Below are 25,184 nucleotides of genomic sequence, written 5' to 3' on the forward strand. Positions count from 1 at the left end.
CGGCATCAGCCCATTCGGTAGAACCCGATATGTTCGCGATACTCCTGGACGGCCGCCCATAGGGCGGCCGCTCCCAGCGGAATGTTCGCCTCAAGGGCCGCCTCGATCCCCGGATCGTCGATCTCCACCTCATACCGATCTTGAATATTCGTCCGTACCGGCCCCTGCGCTATTTCGCGAGGCAGGAAAATTTCCTTCCAAACTTCTTTTTCTACCAAGCACACATCCCGAAATCGCTCATAGAGTAACGTCAGCTTTTCGGGATCTGTGATCCGGACTCGCCTGTTCATCAGTCTCCGTCCTCCTGAACTACCTCACCGCTTTCTCATCCTGAGACAAGGCGGGATCAGCGTCTTTGATCTTAAAGTGCATGAGGCCCACCTGATTCGCGGCATGGAACGGTTGCTGTCCCAATGGTGTGACATAGATTTTCGCCACATAGTGGCCCACCGCCCATTTTTCGTTGGATCGTTTCAACTCAAGGTAACCGTATCGTTCGTGCCCCGGCACTTCCAGCACATCCTTGCCCAACGGACGCTCGTTGAGGAGCCCGCTCGACTGCTCCAGATACCACTGCACGCCGAACTGCGCAGGATCTTCCAAAGGCGCGACCTCGAAGACGAGATAGATCGCCGGAGTCTCCGGCGTGAACGTCGACCCAGGTTCGATCGGTTTCAGCCGTGGATCTTGGGTATACCATCCTTTTCGTCCAAACGTATCCCATTCGACTTCAAAGCCCTTGGCCAGTTTGATCCATGTGAAAATCGACAGCGGAACGCCTTTTTCCTGATCATCGAACGACTGACTTTCGGTGGATCCGATCTCCGTGGTCTCTTGCTGTTTGGGGGCTAAGAGGTCCTTGGCAGCCCCTGCATGATCATAGAATATGATGGTGCAAAGAAGTCCTGCTGCAAACCAGCCGCGCGGCAATCTATCTGCTGAAATAGTCTTCGTCATCAAGGGTATGGTACTGATGCCCACCACAGGCGTCAAACAGCACCAGCCATCATCCGACGAATCCTTGTGCCACATCCATTCTATGGTAGAGTGCTCCTGACGTCGGATCATGGCAGCCCAACCAGCTTCTTCCCATGTAACGACACAAGCCCCCGGCACCGCTCCTGCTACCATCACCTCACACGAAGCCGGTCGGCGCTTTGGCATTCGTGATGGGTTATTCCAAGCCGTCGCCCAAGGCGGAGGCGAGCAGTACCTCTCCGCCTTTGCCCTGCTTCTCCAAGCGACACCTCTTCAGTTGAGTATTCTTTCAGCCGTTCCTCAACTCTTGGGCACATGGGCTCAGTTGATCTCCGTCAAAGTGTCTCCCTGGTTCGCGAACCGAGCCTCTCAAGTGTTTTGGGGCATCATCGGACAATCAGTTGCATGGATTCCCATTCTTGCGTTGCCGTTGCTTTGGCCCGACCACGGCCCATGGTTGCTCATCGCAGCCGTCGCTATGTATTTCACCTTTTCTCATTTCACCGCTCCTGCATGGAATAGTCTTATCGCTGATTTGCTTGAACCCAACGAACGGGGCGCATACTTCGCCAAACGCTCGCGAACCGTAGCGATGACCAGCTTTCTCGCGCTCTGTCTGGGCGGAGCCCTGCTGAGCTTCTTCGAGGAACGACAACTTCTCTGGGTCGGCTTTGCTCTCATGTTCCTCGCTGCCGGCCTCAGCCGCAGCGCGTCGGCCCTCCTCCTATGGAACATACGGGGCTTACAACAGCATGAACCAAGTGGCAACCCAACCGGTTTTCTGGTCTTTTTTCGCACCGGCATGTCGGACAATTTTCGCCATTTCCTGCTGTTCTCCGGATTCATGCATTCCGCCGTATTGGTCGCCGGCCCCTTCTTTGTCATTTACCTCCTTCAGGATCTCCATCTTGCACATTGGCAATATGGAACCTGGCTGGCCGCCGGCATTATCGGGCAATTTCTCACGCTACCGGCCTGGGGACAATTCGGCGATCGGTATGGCAACAAGGCGTTGCTCACCTTCACCGGACTACTCGTCGCATTCCTGCCGATGTTATACCTCCTGGGAACGGCGTGGCCGTTTCTTGTCACGGTAAATTTCTTTGGAGGCGTGGTATGGGCGGGACTTGGGCTTGGGCTGAACAACTACGTCTTTGACGCAGTACGGCCAACCGATCGTGGGAAGGCCGTCGCCCTTTCGAGCATCGTCAATGCCGTCGGATGGGCCGTGGGAACTCTGTTGGGAAGCCTATTGATCGCCACGGTACCAAACAGGATACAAGCCGGATCTCTGGCTCTGGAGTCTGTCTCCAACCTCCCCCTTATCTTTTTTATCTCGGGTCTGCTTCGCTTGATCGTCTCCGCGACACTCCTCAGGACTTTTCATGAGCTGCGTCAAGTAGAGCGATGCGCCCATCACCTGTTGGTATGGGAACTGCCGTTGTTGAAACCCTTGCGGCAACTCTCTCGCCGTGTCATCCATACGAATCAGTGAGAGCCGGATCCGGAGGCGCCAGAGTGATTCTTCTCCTCTTGTTTCAATTTGTCGAACGCTTTATCGGCATTGCTCCGAACCTGGTCCTGCGTCATCGTCGGCGCAGGCCGGGGTGCTTCGCCGACACAGCCTCCCATCGTCAACAGCAATACCCCTATTCCAGCAGCGATTAACCCGTTGTTGTTCTCCGTCGACCATGTTTCATTTTTCCGCATATGTGTTCCTCCTTTGTCATGAGAGCCGTCCAACTCGGATCGCATCATACCATTCCTTTGTCTGAATGCTCCTCGTCTCGTTGACTCGCCAAGACGAAGAAGGTATGCTTTCCCCCCTATCTCGTCATTCACCCGTGAGATTCTTATGTCCCTGTCCGACCGGTTGGCCGAAGACCTCAAACTCGCAATGAAATCCCGCGACCAACTCCGCATGGACGTGATCCGGATGGTCAAAGCCGCCATTCTGAATAAAGAAGTGGAGCTGAAGCGGGATCTCGATGATGCGGAGATGAGCCGTGTGATGACGGCGCTCGTAAAACAACGTCGGGAATCCGTCGAGCACTATGAAAAAGCTCAGCGGGCGGAACTGGCGGCTAAAGAACGGAAAGAGATCGAAATCATCGAGTCCTACCTCCCCAAGCCGCTTTCCCCTCAAGAGCTCGAAGCCATCGTCGCATCCGCTGTTGCAGAGACCGGTGCTCAAACCCTCAAGGACATGGGGGTCGTCATGAAGACGGTTATGGTCCGCCTCGCCGGACAATCTGTGGACGGTAAGCACATCAGCGACCTGGTGAAGAACAGGCTCGCCTGATCCGCTCCAGAATCGTTTGCTATACTGAATCCTGTCGGGTGATGACTTCAGTTTCGTTCCCTCGCAGCCGTTAAGAGCAGTATGGCCATCCTCATCGTTGATGACTCTCCTGACCAGCATTTATTACTTCGGTCTATCCTGACCAAAGCCGGCCACGACGAGATTTTCACGGCCGAGTCTGCCCAGACTGCGTTTACGACCCTCAACCTTGACGGCACACGTGTACCAGTCCCCGTCGATCTGATTTTGATGGATGTCCTCATGCCTGACATCGACGGCGTGGCGGCCTGTCGACGAATCAAGCAACGGGGGCATCTTCGAGACATTCCCATCATCATGGTGACGGCCAAAAACGATCTCAATAACCTCCGGGACGCATTCTCGGCCGGGGCGATGGATTACATCAACAAGCCTGTGAACGGAGTGGAATTACTCGCCCGTGTGTCCTCGGCTCTCACCTTGAAGCATGAAATGGACTGCCGCAAGGCACGGGAAGCGGAACTCCACCGCAGCAATGAGGAACTGCAACAGGCCCTTCGTGAAGTCAAAGTCCTTCGCGGGCTGATCCCCATCTGCGCTTCATGCAAGAAAATCCGCAATGACGGTGGATTTTGGCAGCAGCTCGAAGAGTATATCGGTGAGCATACCGAAGCAGAGTTTAGCCACGGACTCTGCCAACCCTGCCTCAAAAAGCTTTATCCTGGCGTTTATCAAGACTAGCTGTTACGATTCCGCAAGCTTCTCTTCTCAAGACCTGTGAGGGTATGAGCATTCTCATCGTCGACGATTCTGCAGACGATCGTCTACTATTACAGGCCATCCTGTCCGCTGCCGGCTATGAAAACATTCTCACGGCGGATTCCGCCGCCGCGGCGTTCAAGCATCTCGGCCTCGACGGTGGCAAACAAGGTGGCGCGCGCGTCGATCTGATTTTGATGGACATTCTGATGCCTCAGATGAGCGGCATCGAAGCCTGTCGCCAGATAAAGGCCGTCGACCGATTCCGGGACACCCCGATTATCATGGTTACGGTTAAAACCGATCCCGTCGATCTTCAACTCGCGTTTGCGGCCGGAGCGATGGACTATCTTGCCAAACCGGTCAACAAGGTCGAACTTTTGACCCGAGTGCGGTCGGTGCTTCGGCTTGTCCACGAAATCGATCGGCGCCGCGCGCGTGAGCAGGAACTCCTTGAGGTCATGCGGCAACTTCAGGAAGCCAATCAGATGTTGCTCCGTCTCTCCTGTTTGGACGGATTGACGGGAATCACGAATCGACGCCAGTTTGATGACTTTCTCGACCAGGAGTGGCGGAGAGCGGCGCGCGAGTCGACTCCTTTGTCTCTGATCATGTTCGACATCGACCGTTTTAAGACCTATAACGACGCCAAGGGTCATATGGCCGGCGATGAATGTCTCAAACAAGTCTCTGCGGCGATCTCCAGCTCCGTGAATCGCCCCGGTGATTTGGTCGCGCGCTATGGCGGAGATGAGTTTGTCACGGTCTTGCCCGGCACTGGTATCGATGGGGCCGCACAGGTCGCGGAGAGTCTGCGTCGCCGAGTCGAATCCCTGGGCATGAGGCACGCAGATGGGGAGATCGTGACGATCAGCGTCGGGTACGCCTGCATGGTCCCAAGCAGGAATTCTTCTCCCACCGATCTCATCAAGGCCGCGGATCAGGCGCTCTATCAAGCGAAACAAGAGGGACGCAATCGGACTAAATCGGCCAGCATTCTGTCACTGGTTCAAGACTCACTCGACACCTAGAGCCCATCCCCAACTATCGCCGGACATTCAGACCGTATGTCGCGCCATCCAGGTGGAGGATCCCAAGGCCGAGTCGCAGGAACCGTGAACTCTTTTGGACGTTCCCGTTCCGCGCGCCGACGAATTTCCGCCTCTCGCAAAAGGCGTCCTTCGGCGCGGGTCCTTCCTCCGGTTGGGCGGAGCGCAACCACGCTGCTTAGAGAGTACCAAGCTACGTTCCTCAGATTGGCGCAAAGCGGGGCTTTGAAAAGCGGCAACATGTCCCGCATCTTTGCCGCGCTCTCCGAGGCGTGCTGCAGCTTGCTCCAAGTCAAACGCGCCAGCATCTGGTTACTCACCAAGGAGCGAGATTCCGTCAAGCTGATCGATTCCTGCACAGCCGGCCGACACCGTTCCAGCCCTTCCTTCGTGTTTTCATCCTCCCAATGGTCTGTCTTTCTTCCATCGTCGGCCAATAAATATCGTGCCGTTAGAGTCGGCCATGTTTCACAAGATCCACGACTCAAGGGCCTCGCACATTCGTACTTGTCTCGATTTCATATCGAGGCCGTGCTGAGCATGCCCATCCTGCAGAATGGACAATTCGTGGGCACGCTCTGCGCGGAATCAGTCGGGCAACCTCGACGGTGGAGTCGGCATGACGAACACCTCATCAACCTCCTTACCACCATGGCGGCCCTTACTTTGGATGCGGCAGAACGGCGTGAGGTGGAACAAGCCCTTCGTGTCGCCAAAGACGCAGCCGAAGTCGCGAACCGAGCGAAGAGTGAATTTTTAGCCAGCATGAGTCATGAGATCCGTACCCCCATGAACGCGATCATCGGCATGGCGGACCTCCTCTGGGAGACTCCGCTCACACCGGACCAACGAAAGTATCTCCGGATCTTCCGACGTGCGGGAGGAACGCTTCTGAACCTCATCAACGATATTTTGGACCTCTCCAAAGTCGAAGCCGGCCGTTTGGAATTGGAGTCCATCGGTTTCGATTTGAACGATGTCATCGACAAGGCCATCGATATGTTGGCGATGCGGGCCAATGAGAAAGGTCTGGAACTGGCCTGCCATGTGGAGCGGAATGTGCCATGTCAGTTGATCGGTGACCCGACGCGATTGACGCAAGTGTTGATCAATCTGATCGGCAATGCCCTCAAGTTTACCGATAAAGGATCCATCATCGTTCGAGTCTTGAACGATCCCGACCGGAACATCGACGGCGCCATTCGATTTTCCGTCAGCGACACGGGAATCGGCATTCCTTCCAACAAACTCATTTCGATCTTCGACAGTTTTACGCAGGCCCATGCCTCCACGACCAGGCAGTATGGTGGGACAGGACTCGGCCTTTCCATCACCAAACGTCTCATCGAAAGCATGAACGGACGGATTTGGGTTGACAGTACAGTGGGAAGGGGAAGCACCTTCCATTGTACCGTCTTGCTGCAGAATCAAACAGAACCGCTCCATCAAAAATCCACGATGTCGATCAACCTTGCGGGAGTCAGAGCGTTGGTCGTGGACGACCATCCCATCAACCGCCTCATACTCTGTGAACTGCTGAGTGCTTGGGGAGCTTGCGTGACGGAAGCGAGCGACGGAATGACGGCATTGGACACACTTGGCCACGCATCCGAACGAGGACGGCCGTACGAGCTTTTGCTTCTCGACTGTCGCATGCCAGGGATGAGCGGCTTTCAGGTTGTGGAACGGCTGAAACTCTCAATCAACGCGAGTGGCCCGACCGTTATCATGCTGACTTCCGATCATTGGGCGGACGATATCGCCCGAACATATGACCTGGGCCTCGGAGGTTATCTCATCAAGCCTATCCGACGGTCCGATCTCTTGCAAACGCTCGGGATCGCCCTCGGTCGAACAAAAGGCACACCGCCGGCTGGCGTGGAAGCCACCGCGCCACCTCCGTCTACATCGCGGCGGGCCTTGCGCGTGCTGTTGGTAGAAGATTCCCCGGATAACCAACTGTTGGTACGGTCATATTTGAAGCAAACCGATTACTTCCTCGACGTGGCAGAACACGGTGCTGCCGCCTTGGAGAAATTCAAGTCCGCTCATTACAACGTCATCTTGATGGACGTACAAATGCCGGTGATGGACGGCTATGCCGCGACAAAGGCGATTCGATCATGGGAGAAAGATCATGATCTCCCAGCCACACCGATCATCGCTCTCACGGCATTGGCTCTCAAGGAAGAAGGCGCCCGCATTATGAAGGCAGGGTGCGACGCCCATCTTACAAAACCTGTCAAGAAATCCACACTGTTGGATGTTCTTCGCGCCTATGAGGAACACGTCGCCTAACCATGCACTCCTCACGACCTGAGCCGACAGACAAACTCACCGTGGAGATCAGCCGCGACCTGGAAGAAATCGTCCCCATTTTCCTGAGCAACCGGAAGAAGGATGTGCAAACCCTCCGGGTCGCGTTGGACAAACGGGACTTCCACACCATACAAACACTGGGCCACCGCATGAAAGGCGACGGGGGCGGTTTTGGATTCGATCGAATTACGGAAATCGGAGCGGCGATGGAACGCGCGGCAAAACTAGAGGATCGCGCGACAGTCGAACAGCACATTGCTCAGCTGGACGATTTTCTCTCGAAAGTTCTTGTCGTCTATCGATAGGGACTTAGCCGCAGCACGATCCTGACCTCCTAGATTGCGAATTTTTACCAGGGACATTCGGACGGCATCTCATCATCACTCAGCCTTACCCTGAAGGTAAATGAGGTGAGATGCGTGAGTTACACAGAGAATATGGTCTTATCACTGATGGTGTAGACTGCAGGCCGGCAGAAAACAGCGTGCCCACTAGCGCTCGGCTCGTCAAAGGAAGCTCTCATGTTGACAACCGCTCCGAGATCCACCAACCAGCTAACCCAGTCAACGACAAATCGGTCGCCGCATTTGCGAGTCGTCAGCTGAATTTCGCCGTCGCCAGGTACCGCATGAACTCGTAGGTGCTATCAAAAACATCGCGAGCTTCCTCCACCGTATATTTGTCCGCTCCTCGCAGGGTCGGATGCCGCCATGCCGAGCTTACCATCCGAAGAAGATTCACCGTGGTCGCATAGTTTTGTTCCACGGCATTCCAACCGTCCTGCTTTCGTTTCCGATTCTTTCCCAGATTGATCTCGATCGGCTGGAGCCAATGGTCCCAAGATTGAGTGGCCTCGGGGTCAGGACACGCAATTCCATGTTTTTGCGCTTCTCTTGCGATATAGCGTAGTCCTACCTCTATGGCGCGTGAAAGATGAAAGATGCAGGCTGTTCCACAACCGAGAGTCAAACACTTCCTCCCTTCCTCAAGATCAAATCGAGTTTCAGGAAACCGCTCATATACTTTGTCATCAATCTGGGTTCTCGCACACTCTAAGAAATCCCGGTTTTCTGAAGGAATGTGATAGAGGACAAGCTCATCACAAAGCCGGGTGGTCAGCTCGGTGAGACCGGCCAGGATGCCTTCGTAGGAACAGGTGCTTTCCCAGATGTTCTTCGCAAGCCGATCCACCTGTTTGTGCGTCAGTGGAAGAGAGAGTTTTTCGGCATAGCTCCGAGCTACTTCGAGGTGCCGAAGAAACTCCTCTTGATGCGCCTCTTTTACCGTCTGTATGTCCGCTTGGAGCCGACAACTGACTTTCATCTGCTCCAAGAGCATGACCATCCAGTACAGCAGCGACGCATCGACCTTTATCATGACAGAGCCACTCCTCAATGCACTGAGGAATACTAAGTATTTGCTCCTAATGATTTAAGGATGCCCGATTTTGATCGATTCCGCAAGAGGAAAGCATAATTACAACAGTCATCACACGATGGAGTGCGATTTTATTACCGAACGAGATTTCATACGGAGGACTCTCAGCGCCCGTCAGGCGGATCATCGCCATATCCGGTATGGGTCAAAGTATTGGTAGAGTCTGGAGAACAGGTTGTGTATAATGCGGTTCGGGGATGTGACTCCAATATTCCTCCCCATTCTTCGACCGCAGCAACAGGCCTGCATGCTCATATGCAGCAAACCCTGCGGGATTCCGAGTCGCAATCCCATTCCCACAGGTGGGGGGCTAGCTCAGTTGGGAGAGCACTACGTTCGCAACGTAGGGGTCGGGGGTTCAACTCCCCTGCCCTCCACCAACCTTCCCTGCAGCTCCGGTTGGCTCACCTCATGCCTCTCTCTCCTTTGATTCGCTTCGGCACTTCAACGTGGACCTACGAAGGCTGGCAAGGACAGGTCTATTTAAAAAAGTACGGCAAGACGACGTTCGCACGGGAATGTCTGGGCGAGTATTGTCAATGCCTCCACGACGGCGAACCCCTCTTTCGCACCGTCGGGAACGATTCCACCTTCTATCGGCCACCCACTGCTGGCCAGCTTCTCCACTACCTGAACCAGACTCCTGAAGACTTCGAGATGTGTTTCAAGGTGTGGGAAGAGATTACCATCCCATACTTTGCGCGGCACGTCCGTTACGGGGTAAAAGCCGGACAACCGAATCTCCGTTTTCTCGATGCACAACTATTCATCGACCTCGTGCTGATGCCATACCGCGAGGCGCACTTCGAACCACATCTGGGACCTCTGCTCTTTGAATTTCAACAACTCCGGATGCCCGCGAGCGAGTTTTGCTTTCGGCTTGATCGCTTCTTCGGCCAGCTACCGAATGATTTCCGCTACGCGGTCGAGATCCGCAATGCCGCCTTGCTCGGACCGGACTATAGCAAGATCTTAGAAAGCCATGGCGTGGCACACGTCTACAATCACTGGTCCTATATGCCACCGTTGCTGTCTCAGCACAAACGGATGGAGGAACGCTTCACAGCGCCATTCACGGTGATCCGTCTCCTCACGCCACTGAACATGAGTTATGAAGTGGCGAAGAAACGAGCGGCACCTTACAACAAGATCGTGAAAGAGCTGCCCCAGATGCGGAAAGAAACCATAACTCTCATCAAACAGGCCGTCGGAGAGAATCGACAAGCCTATGTGCTGGTGAACAATCGATCGGAGGGGAATGCACCGCTTACGGTGCAGGCACTCGCAAGTTACTTTCGTCATGAAGGTTGTAAGGGTGAAGGATTCCTTATACCGTACTAATGATCGCCTCTCCATCCTGCTTGGCGCCTTTGATGAAGACGCGTCGCCCATCAACTTGTAACCGGCCTTCGGCGAAGAGTTGCACGGCGCGAGGGTAAATTTTGTGTTCCTGCACGAGGATTCTGGCAGCGAGAGTTTCTGGAGTATCACCGTCGAGGATGGGCACAGCTGCTTGAATGATAATTGGTCCTTCATCCACACCTTCCGTGACGAAATGCACGGTGCACCCAGCCAACTTGCAGCCCCAGTCGATGGCTTTCTTCTGCACGTCCAATCCAGGAAATGACGGCAGCAAGGAAGGGTGAACGTTCATCATGCGGTTCGCATAGGCATTGACCAGCACCGCCGTGACGATTTTCATGTAGCCCGCGAGCAAGACCAGTTCGACCTCATGCTGCTGAAGAATTTCCAGAAGCGCGCGATCGTAGGCTTCACGACTATCCGGTCGTCCGGCGAAGAGCTTGGGATCCACAAATAGGTCTTTGAGCCCGTGTTTCCGAGCACGCTCCAGTGCGACCGCATCCTTCTTATTGCTGATAACCACGACGATTTGAGCCTTCACCTGTCCCGCTTCGATTGCGTCGATAATAGCCTGCAGGTTGGATCCCAGACCGGAAGCGAGTACCGCTACCCGCAATGGAGTCGTTCGGCTAATCGACATATTCGACCTCCGGTTCCTCACCCGTGGAGGACAAGATTTCGCCGATCTGCCAGCCTTGGTCTCCCAGCGCTGCGGCGCGAGCCAGCACCACGGACACTGCATCAGGCGGCACCACGAGAATCAGTCCGATCCCCATGTTGAACACCCGGTACATCTCTTCACGCTCGATCTGTCCCAAACGGCTCATCACGTCGAAGATCGGGGGCACCGACCAAGCCGTGCGTGTAATCCTAGCCCGAGTTCCCTTCGGCAACACGCGCGGCAAGTTCTCCGTAATGCCTCCGCCGGTAATGTGTGCAATGCCTTTGATGGGAAACTGCTCGACGAGCGACAAAATTTGCTTCGCATAAATTCTGGTGGGTGTCAGCAGCACCTCCCCGAGCGAACCACCAAGTTCCGGGATGCGACTGGCAACGGTCAGTTGGGCTTGTTCAAACAGTACTCGCCGGGCCAATGAGTAGCCATTGCTATGGAGGCCCGAAGAGGCCAGACCGACGACCGCGTCCCCGGACACAATGTACCGGCCATCGATGATCCTTGAGCGATCCACGGCCCCGACGGCAAAACCGGCCAGGTCGTACTCTCCTTCGGGATAGAATGACGGCATTTCGGCCGTTTCTCCCCCGATCAATGCACAGCCCGCTTGACGGCATCCTTCGGCGATTCCGGCCACCACTTCCTGAGCCTTAAAGACGGATAACTTCCCAGTCGCAAAATAGTCCAAAAAGAACAATGGTTCCGCCCCGCTCACCGCAATATCGTTGACACACATCGCCACCAGATCGATGCCGACGGTATCGTGTTTATCCATCAGGAAGGCAATCTTCAGTTTGGTCCCGACTCCATCCGTGCCCGAGACAAGTACCGGATCTTTATACTTGCCGGCTTGAAAGCCAAAGAGGCCGCCGAAGCCTCCTAAATCGGTCAGGACCTCGGGGCGGAAAGTCGATCGTACGAGCGGCTTGATGCGGTCGACAAATTCATCGCCGGCATCGATATCCACACCGGCATCACGATAGGTCGTCATAGAGAGAATATCCCGGATAGGCTACGGTTGATGTTGAGGTTGAGTCCGGAGGGCGTCTGCGAGCTTCTTGCCATGAACCTTGACCTTCACCCTCTCTTCGGAGGGCGCATCTTAGCGGAGGGTCCAGAGGAGGTCAACGCGCAAGTCCTTCCTCTATCTTTTCAGCATTTTCTTGCCACTGCAGGAGAATGTCCTACCATGGTGTAGGAACAAGACCTATTCTATTTTACGTATGAGTGGGAAACACTTCACTCCAGCCCAACGAACCACCAGGAGGAGTTGGTGGCAATCTTAATAGTCGACGACTCTCCCGACGAGCGTCTGTTGCTTCATCACATATTGAAGACCGCGGGATACCGGGATTTGATCACGGTCTCCTCCGCTCGTGATGTCTTCATGCATTTGGACCTTGATCATGAAGGCGCAAACGGCGTCAAGACGGATCTCATCTTGATGGATATCAAGATGCCGGATATCGACGGAGTCGAGGCCTGTCGTCGCATCAAAGCCATCGATGCGTGTGCGGGAATTCCGATCATCATCGTGACGGCGCGGGACCAAAGGGACTTCCTACAAGCCGCCTTCGAGGCCGGGGCGACCGACTATATCCGAAAACCGGTGGAGCGGGTGGAACTCCTGGCGCGAGTCAAGGCCACGCTCAAACTCAAACGGGAAACAGAGGAACGAAATCACTGGGAACAGGAACTGACAAAGGTCATCAGCGAGCTGGATCGTACACTGCGCGACATGGCGACACTACAGCAATTGATCCCTGTTTGCCCCTCATGTAAGAAATCCCATCCCCTCCACATGTCTCAAGCCGCGCTCGACGAATATATCCGGAGCCACCCCCAGACGAAGTTTCAAGATCTCATTTGCTCCGTCTGCGCCGGGCACTGATACTGCCGGCGTCGACTTCAGCTTTCCGGCCGCATCTCCACATCGAGCAACTTGATCTTCCGATGAAGATGACTTCGCTCGATCTTGAGATCTTCGGCGGTCCGTGAAATGTTCCAATGGTGTTCCCGAAGTTTACGGCTGATGTATTCCTTCTCAAACGCGTTTCGAGCGTCTCGCAGCGAGTCATACGCCTTGGCGAGGAGTGAATGGGCCGCGTGGTTGGCCGCCGGCGCCACGGCGGCCGTCCGCCCCTGTAACGACAGGGTGACATGAGAAGCTTCGATCACAAACCCCGGCACCATGATCATGAGACGTTCGATGAGATTCCTCAGTTCCCGGATGTTCCCGGGCCATTCGTATTGCCGGAACACGACCATCGCCTCGGGAGAAACTTCCTTCATCCGCAATCCTTGCTCTTCCACATGGGTCTTCATGAAATGCTGTACCAAGGCCGGAATATCGTCTCTCCGCTCCCGCAGCGGAGGCACGACGATGGGCACCACGTTGAGACGGTAGTACAGATCCTCCCGAAACTGTCCCTTGCCGATTTCCTTTTCCAAATCCTTGTTGGAAGCCGCCAGGACCCGTACATCGACTTTCATCAATTTGGTTCCGCCGACTCGCGTGAATTGTTGTTCCTGCAAGGCCCGCAATACTTTGGCCTGCGTATTGAGACTCATGTCGCCGATTTCGTCCAGAAACAGCGTGCCTCCATCGGCTTGTTCGAACTGCCCGCGCTTCATGGACGTGGCGCCGGTGAAAGAGCCTTTCTCGTGACCGAACAATTCGCTCTCGATCAACGTTTCAGGGATGGCGGCGCAATTGACGGCCACGAACGGATGGTCCGATCGGGTACTGTGCATATGAATCGCCCGCGCCACCAACTCTTTTCCGGTTCCATTCTCGCCCCCGATCAACACCCGACTGTTCGTAGGACCCGCCGTTTGGATGAGTTCCCGTAGCCGCTGCATGGCCGGAGACTGGCCCACCAACTCGAACTTTTGCTGAACCTTGTTCCGCAGCGACCGATTCTCTTGCGCCAATCGGAACTGCTCCAACGCTTGTTTGACGCGGTGAGTGACGTTCTCCAAGGACAACGGCTTCTCAATGTAGTCGTACGCCCCCAGTTTGATGGCTTTCACGGCGGTTTCTATCGAGCCATGCCCGGAGATCATCATGACCTGCGTCGCGGGCGCGAATTCTTTCACACGCCGCAAGGTTTCCAATCCGTCCATCTCCGGCATCCAGATATCCAAGATCATGAGATCCGGCGGGTCGGTTCCGTAGATCTTCAAGGCCTCGACGCCATTGGCCGCCACCGACACGTCATACCCTTCATCTTCCAGAATGCTTCGCAGTGACGTACGAATCGCTTCTTCGTCATCCACCACTAGAATCGATGCCGACATAACTCCCTTCTCCTTGCCACCTACCCTCCGCGGACCGTCCTACACCGGCAAATCGAACGTAAACACGGCCCCCCTCGGATGATTGTTCCCGACCTGAATCTGTCCTTCATGGTCGGTGATGATCCGGCGGACGATCGCCAGCCCCAACCCGGTTCCAGTTTTTTTGCGTGTAAAATAGGGCACAAACAATCGTTCCTGATCCTCGGGAGTGATGCCGGGCCCCTCATCCGCGACGGTGACGACCGCACGGCGACGTTTCGTATCATATTTCGTTCCGACCCACAGTCGCCCTTTTTGATTCATCGCTTGAACCGCGTTGTCAAAGAGATTGACGAAGACGCGTCTCATCTGTTCCCGATCGAAATTGATGAGCGGCAAGTCGTCGTCCAGTTCCAAAATCAGCTCGATATCCTTCTGGGCCTCGCGATAGAGGGTGGCCACTTCCCTCGCGACATCATGCAAGGATTGCCGAGTCATTTGTGGAGCGGGCAGGCGGGCGAATTTTGAAAATTCGTCCAGCATCTGCTTCAGGCTCCCCACTTCGTTGATGATGACGTTGGTCGCGTCGTCGAACACCCGGTCAAGGTCGGGAGATTTCTCGAAGAACTTCTTGCGCAATCGCTGAGCCGACAGCTGAATCGGCGTCAGTGGGTTCTTGATTTCATGGGCGACGCGCTTGGCGACCTCCTGCCAAGCCGCGACCTTCTGTGCCTTGATCAACTCCGTCAAATCTTCAAAGACCAGCACAAACCCCAGATCCCTGTTGGTTTCATCCCGCATCCGAGAGGCTTTCAAACCAATGGTGATGAGCTTTCCCTGGATATCCAGTTGTCCTTCCAGGTCCAAATCGTCGCGTTCATCGGCCAGCATACGGTCATACGCCGTCTGGAACGAGTCGAGACCGTATTCCTTGAACACCTCATTGGCCGATCGTCCTCTGAACCGGTCGGCAGTCAATCCAAGAATACGCTCGGCCGACGGGTTGAACGTGGTGATCGTTCCATAGCGGTCGATCGACAAGAGGCCGGCGGCGATCGTGTCCACGACTGTCTCGATATAGGCACGGCGGCGATCCAACTCGACATTCGTGTTTCGCAGGGTCAAGTTGGCTTCCTCGAGCTTGGACTTACTCCCCTGCAGATCCTGCGTCATCCGATTGAACGACTCGATCAGCGTTCCGATTTCATCTGTGGCCTTGGCATCGATCTGCACCGACAGATCGCCGTGGGCGACGGCTTCGGTCGCTTCCGCCAACCGCTGAATCGGGACGGTGATGCCGCGCGCCACATAAAACCCGAACCACGTCGCACTGAACAGAATCAACACCGCCACGACCGCGACAAAAAGATACGCCCCGGCCTTAATGGGATTCTTCATCGCCTTGATTTGCTTGTACGCCATGTATTGGCGACCGATCCCCTCCATTTTGGTCAACAGCGATTCAGGGACGTAGGTTTCGACGACCACGACTCCCTCCAGCTCGCCTCGGCGGCTTCCGGAAGCCACCGGAACGGCAGCGCGCACCAACCGCCCCGTCTGGGCCTCCTGGACGGAGGTAAACTCTTGCTTGCCGTTAATGACCTGTAAGACCAGCTGGCTGATCGGCAGATCCAACACTCCGGACGGAATGTCATGATCAAGGGCCTTGGTGAGTGTCTCCATTTTGTTCGAAAACACTTCGATTCCCGCCACACCATATTCCATCCGTTTCCGAGCCATCGCCGCGATCAGGAGATCGCGCTGGAAAGGGATCAACATATCTTCGCGGAACAGTTCCTGGGAAATCGCCCGCGCGCTGTTCACCGCGAGCGCGACATGCCCCGCATGCTGCATGCGAGCCACCTCATACGAGTCCTTCATGACCTTTTCGATGTGCTCGCTGAACCACACATCGACAGCCTTGTTGATCAACCCGCTGGCGACGAACGCCAAGAGCAGCGTCGGGATCAACGAGAACCCGATAAAGGCCGCGATAAGCTTGGTCCGAAACCCTGATCCGACCAGACGGTGTCGGCGTTCGAAATAGGCCTTGATCAAATTTCTGGACAGGAGGAGCACCAGCACCACGAAGCCGATCAGGTCCAAATTGACCAGGAGGAGAACCAGTGCGTAGCTCGTGGTCGGCAGGAAGGAGCCGCTCTCTTCGGAACCTGGCGCAACCACTTGTGAGTAATAAAGCGTCAGTGCCACGCAGGGAACGAGGAGGATCAGTACAATCCAGACAGGGCGAAGATGGGGCGGTTTTCGTTCCGGTTCTTTCGGTGGGTCGGTCAACGCGGGCCGCATGTGGCCGCCCCTCATGACCGGCTGAACCTCCGGAAGTCCTCTGGAGACAGGTCTTAATGCACTTGGGGGATGATCGAGCTCTGACATGCAGTCGCCTTCCGGCACCGTCAACGCAGGGAACCAGGAATTTGTCCCACTATAGCCGACTTACAAGACAGTCACAAAGCTTGCCGCACATCTCGCAGCACCCAAACCGGGCAGCTCACGGATCCTAAAGATGGGAAACTACTTCGGTGATGCCAACGTGACATACTTCATGCGAAGCGCATAGAGCATGTCGCGCAGGACCGTCTGCTCATCAGGGGTCAGATTGCCCTTTGTCTTGTTTTCCAAGACAGACAAGAGATCGATGATTTCCTTGGCTTGCGGCAGATTGACGGGTATTGGAGCCTGCGCAGGATCCAGTTGCTCGCCCATCAGCATGAGCGAGGACGAACCCAATGAGATCACGAAGGATGAGAACGTGACCGGAGGTGTCGGAGGTGCTTGAGCCTGAGATGGTTCGGTCGACGATGTCGCAGATGTCGTTTGCGCGGCAGGCGACGGCGAGGCGGGAGCCTGCTCGGCTCCTCCGCTGGCCCGCCGATCACGAACGACGAATCCTTGCTCCTCCGCCATAGCTCCTCACTCCTCCGGTATGGCCGGTACCCTACCATAGGGTCCATTCGGTCGCAAGCCACCAGCCGACCGGACGCGAGCCGACGGGGACCTGATACCTCCCCGCGCTATGCGTGGTGTCTGTTCCCGTCTGGAAGCTATCGAAGGCGCGTGTTAGGCAAGGAATTAGCCGGCGCTGCGTTCGCTCTGCCTGAGTACTTGCTGTTCGGACTCCACCTCACGACCCCATGCAGCCTGCGTGAAACCGGCACCCTCAAACTCAATACTCCCCGCCGGCCAGTTGACGGCGAGCCGCCAGATGGTGGCCGTATAGCGAGGGCTCACCTCGGAGCTGCGCTCGACTCCCGCCAGGGGAATGGGCCCGAGTGCGGCACTCGGCGTGGCCCAGTCGATATTGATGCGAAGGTTAGTCACCTCGTGGAAAGTGAGCCTAGCCGGGACGATGAAAAAGGTGATTCGATCGCTCACCCTCTTCCATTCAAGGATGTAGTCTAAGTCCAACTCGAGCTCACCCGCGCCATACTGTCCTTCAGCGATACGCAAGCCATGGACATGGCAGTCATGCCAGGACATCGACTCGAAATCCGCTGTGGACCACGTGCGCTGATTCATCGTGACTATCAATAGCGCAACATAGCCGTCACTGCGTTCTCCCAAATCGTTCCTTGAACCCGTCACGCGCGTCGCCAATGAACACGAGCAATTCATCCTCCGAAACAGTGATAACCTCGATGTTGAGGCGAGCTGCTTCCTGATACATCGCGCCTGCAACGTATCCTTCTGCAACGAACAGCCTTTGCGGCAACTTGCCTTCGCGACCCTGCCCCTGCAGCAGCAAGCGGCGCGACTCTTGCGCGGACGGACCTGTGGCGCGAGAGGAATACATTTCCATACCAAGAATGTAGCAACTCGCCGCGTCCATTAACGCGATACAATCAAAGTCGCCATTTTGTTCCGTGATAATAGGCGCATCATTGAGCCGGAAAGCAATCCACGCATCGTTGACCTTAAATTGATTGGGGTGACGCATGAGCCGCACTACTAGTGACGCCTAACGTTTGGCTTCAGGTGGCCCGCACAAGTTCTCGAATCGAGAGAGCTAGGCTCACAGACTGAGGTATTACGACGCAAGCCATCTGCTGCATGTCAGAAAGCTGCATCCCGTGGGTCCGCTGAGCTGTCGATTGATTGCACTTTAGAATGGTCAAAATTATCTGATCAAACTGCAACACCGTGGCGCGACCGAGGTACGGCTCGTTATCAGGCATGAAGACAGCCGAGTCTTTCGAATCGGATTGTATGGGCATCGGGTCCTCAAACCACCTCACTACGTGTAGGCCGACCTGCATAAGAGCCAGATCCGCAGGTTCCTATCCGCCCAACACGCCGCTACGGTTTGCGAACTGTACGCCTGGACTGCTGGCGTTTCAATAGGGAGAGACGGTGTCTATAGAGAGCAGACGCCATTGAAGCAACGGCAGTTCTCGGTATAGAGTGGCGGCATCGATGTCGGAACGATTCTCCAAACTCGTCGGGATCATGGCGGCGCTGCGCGCCCAGAACGGCTGTCCCTGGGACCGGAAGCAGACCCACGAATCGCTGAAGCCCTATCTGCTCGAGGAAACCTACGAGGTCTTGGAGACGATTGACCAGGGCGATACGGCCAAGTTAAAGGAAGAACTGGGCGACGTCCTGTTACAGGTGATTTTTCACGGCCAGATCGCCGCCGAGAACAGAGCCTTTACCGTAGACGATGTGCTGGACACGCTGAACGAGAAACTTATCCGCCGGCATCCCCATGTTTTCGGGACCGAGGACCAAGCCGGTTTTCTCACCAACGGGGAACAGGTCCTCAGCCAATGGGAACAGATCAAACGCGCGGAGCGGAACGCGGCAGGGAACAAACAATCAGCGCTCGAAGGAGTGCCCAAAACCCTGCCGGCCCTACTGCGCGCCTATCAAACGCAAGCCAGAGCCGCCCGGGTCGGATTCGATTGGCCGCACAATGCCGCAGGCTTCGAACAGATCTTCGGCAAGGTGGCGGAAGAAATCGGCGAGCTCAAGGACGCGCTCGCTCAGGCCGGGAGCCAGGTTGAGGCTGAGATTAAGAATGAGCGAAGCCAGTCTGACGGACAGACAGACATCGAGGCGGAACTCGGTGATATCTTGTTCTCGCTGGTCAATCTGGCCCGCTTCGTAAAAGTTAACCCGGAAGAAGCGCTTCGCCGATCGACCAATCGATTCATCGACCGATTTCACCTGGTGGAAGCGCAAGCAACAGAGCAAGGTCGGTCTCTACCAGACATGACGCTGGCGGAAATGGATGTGCTCTGGGAACAGGCGAAACAACGCCTGCATCACCACCCTAAGGACGCATCCGAACAAGCGCCCTCTTCACCATCGAAGGACACAAGTCTATGAGCGAAAATCAGGGACCGTACCAAGAAGGAAAGCGTGCGGGGCTGCATCCGTTGATCGTTGTCTTTGGAATATTGATCGGACTGTGGCTGTTCGTTGCTCTAATCGTTCCCAGTTCGAGGAACAAACAGGCGACCGGGACGGAGGGCCCCACTGTCTCGGTCATCGAAGATCCGGAAGCGGCGCCGGTCATGTTTAAAGTCCAAACAACCCTTTTGGATATGAACACGTTGGGGTTGGTCGTTCCCCCTCAAGCGACGGATAGTCAGATCGTCGCCCTTTTGAAACGCCTCAAACAAGCACGCCTGGACGGCATACTCGGTGAGCAGCTTCCCTCCACGACCCCCGGCCACAAACTCGGTGCTCACGCCATTGCAGACATCTTCATCTTTTCAGAGAAGCACCTCGCGGAAGCCGATACGCTCCGGACTTTGGCGCGAGGGGCCCATGCGCCGGGGACGCTCTATCCGAATGCCGTCCCGTTCGAGGTGGCCATGGAGCATGTGCGTGGCCATTACCGTATTGACTTGAACGATACCGGCAGCCCGGACAAGGGATCGCTCGGTTTCGCGGACGAGTCAGGGGTCCACTCGAGACACTATCGAAGAATTTTTTAACCGACGGCTTGCGACGTTCCTCGCACACCATCAGAGACCGGCTCGTCTCTTCACTTCCGCCTGAATCGCCGATTGTTCCGCCACCAGGAACGCTTCAAGCTTGGGGAATAAATGGGCCAAAGAGCCCGCGAACGGGGGCACCATCACATCACGTCGTTCCGTCAACATGCCCTCCTCTTCAGCCACTCGCATCTTTCGATCTGCAATCGTTTTAGAGAGAATGTTGCTCAACATCAATTGCTGACCCGGTGATCCGCCGATCATCCCGAAGAGACGACGCTTCATGACTTCCAGCTCTTCGGGTATCGAAACCTTCACGCGCACGCCGTGCGGCGTCGGCCAAGTCGACCGTTGAATCGAATAGTCATAGGAAAACACCTGTTCTCGAGGCTCGCGAAACGGACCGGTGACATCCACGATGGCAAAAGCATGTTCAGTTGACGACATGGTTCACGCACTCCTGGGCCATGAAAACGCCCTCTATCGACCCCACTATAAGAGCTTGAAGTTGAAGAGGACAAGAGGCTATTTATAGAGCGGCGGTTGTCCATAAGAGCCACCGGCCGGACAGTTCCGGAAATGCTGGACTTTGGCAGCGACCCAGTGCAGCAGCGGTGCGTGAGATTCAGAGCCTGAAGCAGGTTTCTGACACGCGCCCACAGATTCCAACCGAGTATTCTTCCGGGTGAAGGTATGGCCAAGAAAGGCTATCCTGGACTTGTCTTGGTCCCCCCTAGCGATCGAACGATCTTACGACGCCGCATACTACGCTGGTCGTTGTGTCTCATCGCTCTGATCTGGGGTGCATCAACATTGAGCGTGTGGCGACCCACCTCACACGATAGCGTAAGCTGTCCGCCTGCTGTCGGGCAGGAAACCTCGGTCGATTCCCCTGAAAAATGTGGCCAACTGGAACCGATCCCAGAGCCCCCATCGAATCCGAACGAATTCACTCTGACACAAGTCTCACAGGCTGAAGGCCTGACCGAATCCAAGGATCCCCTGCCTTCACCTCCTGATCCCAATCGGCCCGCGGCAGAGCACAATCATGATCAAGCCTCACAACCTCAGCCATCCGAGCCGGCCCACCATCCCGTGAACCACGACGTTGCCCCTCACACGAACGACAAATCAGCAGCACGCTTGCCGGCCGCGATACCTTCCCAAAATCCGACGATCGACGTTCGCTTACCCGATGCTCCCGCAACACCGCAGAGTCACGGTCCAGACCCAAAGCCGACGTCCTCCGAGCTGACCATCCGTCCCGTTGACCACAACGTTGCATCTTTAGGAAACGACGGATCGGCATCAAGTGCGACCTCAAAACCTGCCCAAGATCCGGACATCGACGTTCGCTTGGCCGAACAGGGCGATGCATTTGCCCAGTATCGCCTCGGACGGTTCTATGCCCAACAGAATGGACGGCAAGCGCCCGAATCCGTGAAGTGGTATAAGAAAGCCGCTACCGGTCTTCGGCATTTGGCAGAAACGGGCAACGGGCAAGCCATGTACGTGCTTGGCGTCATGTATGCCTATGGGCGAGGGGTCACAAGGGATACAGAACAAGCACGGCGGTGGTTGACGCAAGCGGTTGAAAATAAGATCACGGCGGCTCAGCCGGTTCTTACGAGTCTAGAAACGAATCGTGGGACTGATCCCAGATCCCCGACAAGCAACCGAAGCAAAAACGTTAGTCAGCACCATTAAGCGGGCTTCAAACGGGAGAATAGCTGGGATCCTGGACAGTTCTCTCTACAACCCCTAGGCGCTGGACGAACATTCGCTTGATAAGTAACTGCTTCCTCTCCAGCATAATGGCTTAACGGCCTGGACGCAAAGAAGACGTCCAGGCCATCGGATCTAGCGGGATTCGATGTGGATCGACACCGGCACCGGATTGGACACAATGTCGTACACCGGTGAAAACTTCATTAATTCCTCTAACCGCTCTGCGGACGCATCCGACTTGATAGTAAACGCAACGCGAATCTGCTGATAGCCCTTTCTGGCGCTGTCAGAGAGGCCGAGGAAACCGTGGAGATCGAGATCTCCTTCCAGCTTTGATTCAACCGACTCGATATGGATGCCCCGCGCGGCAGCGTGGAAGACGAGGGAGGTGGTCAGGCAGGCGGCCAAAGCATGAAGCACAAATTCGACGGGAGTTGGCCCTTGGTTCTTTCCCAGCAATACCGGCGGTTTGTCTGTATCGAGTACAAAGGGTGTGGTACGGAACGTATCCTCCTGCCCGGCTCCGTAAAAGCTTTTGATCGTGGAGCGATTGTGGCTGCCGTCAATCCACTGGTTTGCGGCGCGAAATCGGAATGTCGCAAGACCGGGTGTGCGCCGAACCGCCTCCACGGTCTCGCCGATCCTACCCACATCGACCCCGTTAATGATTTCATTAATGGTTGTTTGCGACATATGTGCATCTCCTTCTCTCTGACATTGGATGTTGATATGTTGCCGAAAGAAAAGCCGGTCGGCATTCCGGCATAACGAATCCCAGTTCATCCCTGCACCCGCTCAAGCTGGAATTGTTCAAACACCTGGCCACACGATGACACGCTGGATTGCGGCGAACAGAATGTGCGCACAAGAAGATCCCACGAGAACATCTGCTGACGGTTCCACGAAGCCAAAGACAATGCTCGTGCAAGAAAACAGTACCCGACGACAACCCTGGTACTTGTTCCGATCAATTGCACCCAATGAAGCCACTGGAGCGGTCCCCACGATCCGGCCAAAAGCATAGCGAGATACGCCACACGCACCTGTACGGGAAAGGCAGTGAGGTCATGCGTCAGACTCCTCACATGAATGATCTGAACGACACAGAGAACCATCGCCGGAAAGATTCCCGCCTGCCAGGCGAAGAGGCCGACGCCGAGTAGGACTACAGTTATCGCCCAGTACCACCAGCCAAGGTCGTGACTCGTCGTCATTGTTCTGCTCCTCATCGAGAGTAGATGATCTGATGCCGAGTCCCTAACGTGAGACCGTTTCTTTGCTCATACCAAGCTGCCGCACATACTGACTATGCAAAGTAGTCTCCATCGCTAGAACCTCGATGCTGTCAGCGTCACGTCTGTGCTCGCCCACGCGCGGCTGAAGCGCGCTTCCACAGCGGCCGCTTCCTTCTTCTTCCCCTGTGCCCAGAGTGCCTGCGCAAGCCCAAACAGGGACCAGCCGTTCTCCGGGAACCGACGAAGATCCTCGCGATACACCTTCTCAGCCTCAGCATGTCGCCCCGCTTTCACCAGCGCGGCGCCGAGCGAGTGCCGAATCGGGTAGTACCATTTGGGCGGTTCGAAGTAGAGTCCCCCATCCTCGATCCTGGCCGCCTCCCGGAAATAGTTGATGCCCCCATCAAGATCGCCGCGACGAGTCGCGATCTCGCCGGACAGGGCATGCACAGCGATCGAAAGCGCAGTCTTCCCATCCGTCCCATCGAGCGTCGCAGTGTGGATCGCCGATACCTGATCAAGTGCGCCTTGCGCCTCCGCCCACTCTCCTTTGGCGGCATGCGCCACTCCGCGGGCGTAATAGGCCATGGCGTACGAGAGACGGATATCTTCCGGTGGAAGGGATTCGGCAAGCACCTCGTCCCATTTTCCGAACGTTGTGAGCGTGAGGGCGTGGTACGGCAACATTTCCTGCAGCATCCCGACCTGGCGCGCAGCATCGAGGTTCACCTTTGAGGTGAGGGTGCTGGATGCCTCGATCGCCTGGGCACTGCGGCCCGCCATCGTGGAGGCGAAGGCGAGGAAGTGGATATTGTGCGGGTAGTACGCGAGCGGATAGACACCCGTGGGGTGCTGCCCTTCAATGAATACCTCGTCGCTGTGGATGGCATGCTGGTTGGCCTGCACAGCATCGTTCCAGCGTCCGACGCGAATATAGATGTGGGCAGGCATGTGAACCATGTGTCCTTCGCCCGGCATGAGACTAGCGAGTCGCTCGGCGCATGGCACCGCAGCCTGCGGATTCACCGCTTCAACCGCATGGATGTAGAAGTGGCACGCACCGGGGTGATTGGCGTTACGCGAGAGGACCCTCTCGAGCTGGCGCACGATTTCGTTCGTACCGGGGTACGGAGTCCCATCTGGGCGCCAGTAATTCCATGGGCGAAGGTCCATCAGCGATTCAGCGTACAGGGTCGCGGCATCAAGATCGTTGGGATAGGTTTTAACTACTTTGCCCATTGCACTCGAATACAACGTGTCCAATTTGGCACGGTCGGTCGGCGGGTCCGCCTCGTAGCGTTGCGCAAGCGCCTCGATGTAGGCACGCTCGGGCGCCGTGGCGTGGGATTTGAGCGACACCGCTTTCTGCACCGCCGCATACGCGGCAACTCCGCTCGCCGAGTCCATTGGAGCGTTGACGTGTGGCCCATAGGCAAGTGCAATCCCCCAGTAACACATGGCGCAGCTGGGATCTAGCTCCGCGGCACGTACGAACGAGCGGATCGCTTCCGCGTGATTGAATCCATAGACAAGTCGCAGGCCCTGGTCGAAGTACTGCTGCGTGACCGAGACTCGAGTGGAGATGCGTTTGTGGTGGGAACCGAGGTTCGTGTAAAGGGGGACTGTGTCAGACAAGCTCGTTGGCGACGTGGGCGCGGCCGTCGATTCCGTAGCTGAACTGGGGGTGGCCCAGGCGAGCAAGGCAGCCGCGGTGAACCCAATAATGTGAGGCAACTTCATGGCATGCCTTCTTCTTTCGGGTTCGGAATGCAATTGGTTGGATCGTGGGGTGGTGATAGTGCGGTGACCTGTGAGCAAATCGTAAATCGTTCTCATCATGCTCTCCTTATTGTGAGTGGATGACCCTATGCCGAGTCCCTACAGCAGCATTGATGCCGCGCTCCAAAAGCAAGATTGCGTGTTGAGTTTCAACGAGTTGGACAGAGGTCGGAGAAAGAAGGCGTCTTATGAGATTTCACGACTCGTGAAATCTCACGAAAGGATTGGTGAAATTTGGCAAATCTACACAGAACAGTTGTGACGAATGGGAACGAGGGGAAAAAGAATGACTTGAAAGGGAATGTAGATTCAACTGAGCATATGAATCCTCAACGCTTTCGT

Annotated in this window: 27 protein-coding genes and 1 tRNA gene; 12 read left to right on the top strand and 16 right to left on the bottom strand. The window is 55.8% G+C overall.

Features of this window, described 5'->3' with window-relative positions; translation table 11 throughout:
• Nucleotides 1-5 precede the first annotated feature (5 nt).
• Both A4E19_03745 and A4E19_03750 read right to left on the bottom strand, forming a co-directional pair.
• Entirely contained in the window at nucleotides 6-290 is a 285-nt protein-coding gene (locus tag A4E19_03745) for a hypothetical protein (GenBank protein OQW33513.1), read from the bottom strand.
• A 19-nt stretch (nucleotides 291-309) separates the two neighbouring features.
• Nucleotides 310-1,032 (bottom strand): hypothetical protein, encoded by a 723-nt coding sequence (locus A4E19_03750; GenBank protein OQW33514.1) that lies wholly within the window; start codon nucleotides 1,030-1,032, stop codon nucleotides 310-312.
• Nucleotides 1,033-1,066: 34 nt separating this feature from the next.
• On the opposite strand from A4E19_03750, the gene A4E19_03755 reads away from it, so the two are divergent.
• A complete protein-coding gene (locus A4E19_03755; protein OQW33515.1) occupies nucleotides 1,067-2,473 on the top strand; it encodes a hypothetical protein in 1,407 nt (468 codons plus the stop codon).
• Here the strand turns inward: A4E19_03755 and A4E19_03760 are convergent.
• Nucleotides 2,467-2,733 (bottom strand): hypothetical protein, encoded by a 267-nt coding sequence (locus A4E19_03760; protein ID OQW33516.1) that lies wholly within the window; start codon nucleotides 2,731-2,733, stop codon nucleotides 2,467-2,469. The two genes, A4E19_03755 and A4E19_03760, sit on opposite strands and share 7 nt — an antisense overlap.
• Nucleotides 2,734-2,833: 100 nt before the next feature.
• On the opposite strand from A4E19_03760, the gene A4E19_03765 reads away from it, so the two are divergent.
• From A4E19_03765 to A4E19_03785, 5 genes are all read left to right on the top strand, one after another.
• Entirely contained in the window at nucleotides 2,834-3,280 is a 447-nt protein-coding gene (locus tag A4E19_03765) for a glutamyl-tRNA amidotransferase (GenBank protein OQW33517.1), read from the top strand.
• An 81-nt stretch (nucleotides 3,281-3,361) separates the two neighbouring features.
• Nucleotides 3,362-4,000 carry a hypothetical protein gene (locus tag A4E19_03770; protein OQW33518.1) on the top strand — a complete coding sequence of 213 codons (639 nt, stop codon included), beginning with the start codon at nucleotides 3,362-3,364 and terminating at the stop codon, nucleotides 3,998-4,000.
• Between the two features lie 44 nt (nucleotides 4,001-4,044).
• A complete protein-coding gene (locus A4E19_03775; protein ID OQW33519.1) occupies nucleotides 4,045-5,049 on the top strand; it encodes a diguanylate cyclase response regulator in 1,005 nt (334 codons plus the stop codon).
• Between the two features lie 258 nt (nucleotides 5,050-5,307).
• Complete coding sequence (locus A4E19_03780; GenBank protein ID OQW33520.1) at nucleotides 5,308-7,365, top strand: hybrid sensor histidine kinase/response regulator; 2,058 nt, start codon at nucleotides 5,308-5,310, stop codon at nucleotides 7,363-7,365.
• 2 nt (nucleotides 7,366-7,367) lie between these two features.
• Nucleotides 7,368-7,691 carry a hypothetical protein gene (locus A4E19_03785; protein OQW33521.1) on the top strand — a complete coding sequence of 108 codons (324 nt, stop codon included), beginning with the start codon at nucleotides 7,368-7,370 and terminating at the stop codon, nucleotides 7,689-7,691.
• A gap of 292 nt (nucleotides 7,692-7,983) precedes the next feature.
• On the opposite strand, the gene A4E19_03790 is transcribed toward A4E19_03785, so the two are convergent.
• The gene (locus A4E19_03790) at nucleotides 7,984-8,763 is read right to left on the bottom strand and encodes a hypothetical protein (protein OQW33522.1); all 780 of its coding nucleotides are present in this window, start codon (nucleotides 8,761-8,763) and stop codon (nucleotides 7,984-7,986) included.
• 364 nt (nucleotides 8,764-9,127) lie between these two features.
• Between A4E19_03790 and A4E19_03795 the strand changes: the two genes are divergently transcribed.
• Nucleotides 9,128-9,203 (top strand) — tRNA-Ala (locus A4E19_03795).
• A gap of 31 nt (nucleotides 9,204-9,234) precedes the next feature.
• A complete protein-coding gene (locus tag A4E19_03800; GenBank protein ID OQW33523.1) occupies nucleotides 9,235-10,164 on the top strand; it encodes a hypothetical protein in 930 nt (309 codons plus the stop codon).
• Here the strand turns inward: A4E19_03800 and A4E19_03805 are convergent.
• Together A4E19_03805 and A4E19_03810 are read right to left on the bottom strand one after the other, a co-directional pair.
• Nucleotides 10,151-10,825 (bottom strand): phosphoribosylglycinamide formyltransferase, encoded by a 675-nt coding sequence (locus A4E19_03805; GenBank protein ID OQW33524.1) that lies wholly within the window; start codon nucleotides 10,823-10,825, stop codon nucleotides 10,151-10,153. The genes A4E19_03800 and A4E19_03805 overlap by 14 nt on opposite strands.
• Nucleotides 10,815-11,852: a phosphoribosylformylglycinamidine cyclo-ligase gene (locus A4E19_03810; GenBank protein ID OQW33525.1), complete on the bottom strand. Its 1,038-nt coding sequence runs from the start codon at nucleotides 11,850-11,852 to the stop codon at nucleotides 10,815-10,817. Before A4E19_03810 ends, A4E19_03805 begins: the two co-directional genes overlap by 11 nt.
• 282 nt (nucleotides 11,853-12,134) lie before the next feature.
• Here A4E19_03810 and A4E19_03815 point away from each other — a divergent pair, with 282 nt between their 5' ends.
• Complete coding sequence (locus A4E19_03815) at nucleotides 12,135-12,752, top strand: hypothetical protein (GenBank protein ID OQW33526.1); 618 nt, start codon at nucleotides 12,135-12,137, stop codon at nucleotides 12,750-12,752.
• Nucleotides 12,753-12,769: 17 nt separating this feature from the next.
• Here A4E19_03815 and A4E19_03820 read toward each other — a convergent pair whose 3' ends face one another.
• The 6 genes from A4E19_03820 to A4E19_03845 all read right to left on the bottom strand — a co-directional run bounded on the left by A4E19_03820 (nucleotide 12,770) and on the right by A4E19_03845 (nucleotide 18,414).
• Nucleotides 12,770-14,161 carry a Fis family transcriptional regulator gene (locus A4E19_03820; GenBank protein ID OQW33527.1) on the bottom strand — a complete coding sequence of 464 codons (1,392 nt, stop codon included), beginning with the start codon at nucleotides 14,159-14,161 and terminating at the stop codon, nucleotides 12,770-12,772.
• Between the two features lie 39 nt (nucleotides 14,162-14,200).
• A complete protein-coding gene (locus A4E19_03825; GenBank protein OQW33528.1) occupies nucleotides 14,201-16,447 on the bottom strand; it encodes a hypothetical protein in 2,247 nt (748 codons plus the stop codon).
• 225 nt (nucleotides 16,448-16,672) lie between these two features.
• The gene (locus tag A4E19_03830) at nucleotides 16,673-16,897 is read right to left on the bottom strand and encodes a hypothetical protein (GenBank protein ID OQW33653.1); all 225 of its coding nucleotides are present in this window, start codon (nucleotides 16,895-16,897) and stop codon (nucleotides 16,673-16,675) included.
• A gap of 333 nt (nucleotides 16,898-17,230) precedes the next feature.
• Nucleotides 17,231-17,677 carry a hypothetical protein gene (locus A4E19_03835; GenBank protein OQW33529.1) on the bottom strand — a complete coding sequence of 149 codons (447 nt, stop codon included), beginning with the start codon at nucleotides 17,675-17,677 and terminating at the stop codon, nucleotides 17,231-17,233.
• A gap of 28 nt (nucleotides 17,678-17,705) precedes the next feature.
• Nucleotides 17,706-18,095: a hypothetical protein gene (locus tag A4E19_03840; GenBank protein ID OQW33530.1), complete on the bottom strand. Its 390-nt coding sequence runs from the start codon at nucleotides 18,093-18,095 to the stop codon at nucleotides 17,706-17,708.
• 34 nt (nucleotides 18,096-18,129) lie between these two features.
• Complete coding sequence (locus tag A4E19_03845) at nucleotides 18,130-18,414, bottom strand: hypothetical protein (protein OQW33531.1); 285 nt, start codon at nucleotides 18,412-18,414, stop codon at nucleotides 18,130-18,132.
• Nucleotides 18,415-18,571: 157 nt separating this feature from the next.
• Between A4E19_03845 and A4E19_03850 the strand changes: the two genes are divergently transcribed.
• Nucleotides 18,572-19,486 carry a hypothetical protein gene (locus A4E19_03850; GenBank protein OQW33532.1) on the top strand — a complete coding sequence of 305 codons (915 nt, stop codon included), beginning with the start codon at nucleotides 18,572-18,574 and terminating at the stop codon, nucleotides 19,484-19,486.
• Nucleotides 19,483-20,100, top strand: a complete 618-nt coding sequence (locus A4E19_03855; protein OQW33533.1) for a hypothetical protein — start codon at nucleotides 19,483-19,485, stop codon at nucleotides 20,098-20,100. Before A4E19_03850 ends, A4E19_03855 begins: the two co-directional genes overlap by 4 nt.
• A 30-nt stretch (nucleotides 20,101-20,130) precedes the next feature.
• Here A4E19_03855 and A4E19_03860 read toward each other — a convergent pair whose 3' ends face one another.
• Nucleotides 20,131-20,547 (bottom strand): hypothetical protein, encoded by a 417-nt coding sequence (locus A4E19_03860; GenBank protein ID OQW33534.1) that lies wholly within the window; start codon nucleotides 20,545-20,547, stop codon nucleotides 20,131-20,133.
• A 246-nt stretch (nucleotides 20,548-20,793) separates the two neighbouring features.
• Here A4E19_03860 and A4E19_03865 point away from each other — a divergent pair, with 246 nt between their 5' ends.
• Nucleotides 20,794-21,807 (top strand): hypothetical protein, encoded by a 1,014-nt coding sequence (locus A4E19_03865; GenBank protein OQW33535.1) that lies wholly within the window; start codon nucleotides 20,794-20,796, stop codon nucleotides 21,805-21,807.
• Between the two features lie 153 nt (nucleotides 21,808-21,960).
• On the opposite strand, the gene A4E19_03870 is transcribed toward A4E19_03865, so the two are convergent.
• The 3 genes from A4E19_03870 to A4E19_03880 all read right to left on the bottom strand — a co-directional run bounded on the left by A4E19_03870 (nucleotide 21,961) and on the right by A4E19_03880 (nucleotide 24,899).
• Nucleotides 21,961-22,521: an osmotically inducible protein C gene (locus A4E19_03870; protein ID OQW33654.1), complete on the bottom strand. Its 561-nt coding sequence runs from the start codon at nucleotides 22,519-22,521 to the stop codon at nucleotides 21,961-21,963.
• An 86-nt stretch (nucleotides 22,522-22,607) separates the two neighbouring features.
• Nucleotides 22,608-23,042, bottom strand: a complete 435-nt coding sequence (locus A4E19_03875) for a hypothetical protein (protein ID OQW33536.1) — start codon at nucleotides 23,040-23,042, stop codon at nucleotides 22,608-22,610.
• Nucleotides 23,043-23,156: 114 nt separating this feature from the next.
• On the bottom strand, nucleotides 23,157-24,899 hold the full coding sequence (locus A4E19_03880; protein OQW33537.1) for a hypothetical protein: 1,743 nt from the start codon (nucleotides 24,897-24,899) through the stop codon (nucleotides 23,157-23,159).
• Nucleotides 24,900-25,184 lie beyond the last annotated feature (285 nt).

Source organism: Nitrospira sp. SG-bin1, assembly GCA_002083365.1.
Lineage (GTDB): Bacteria > Nitrospirota > Nitrospiria > Nitrospirales > Nitrospiraceae > Nitrospira_D.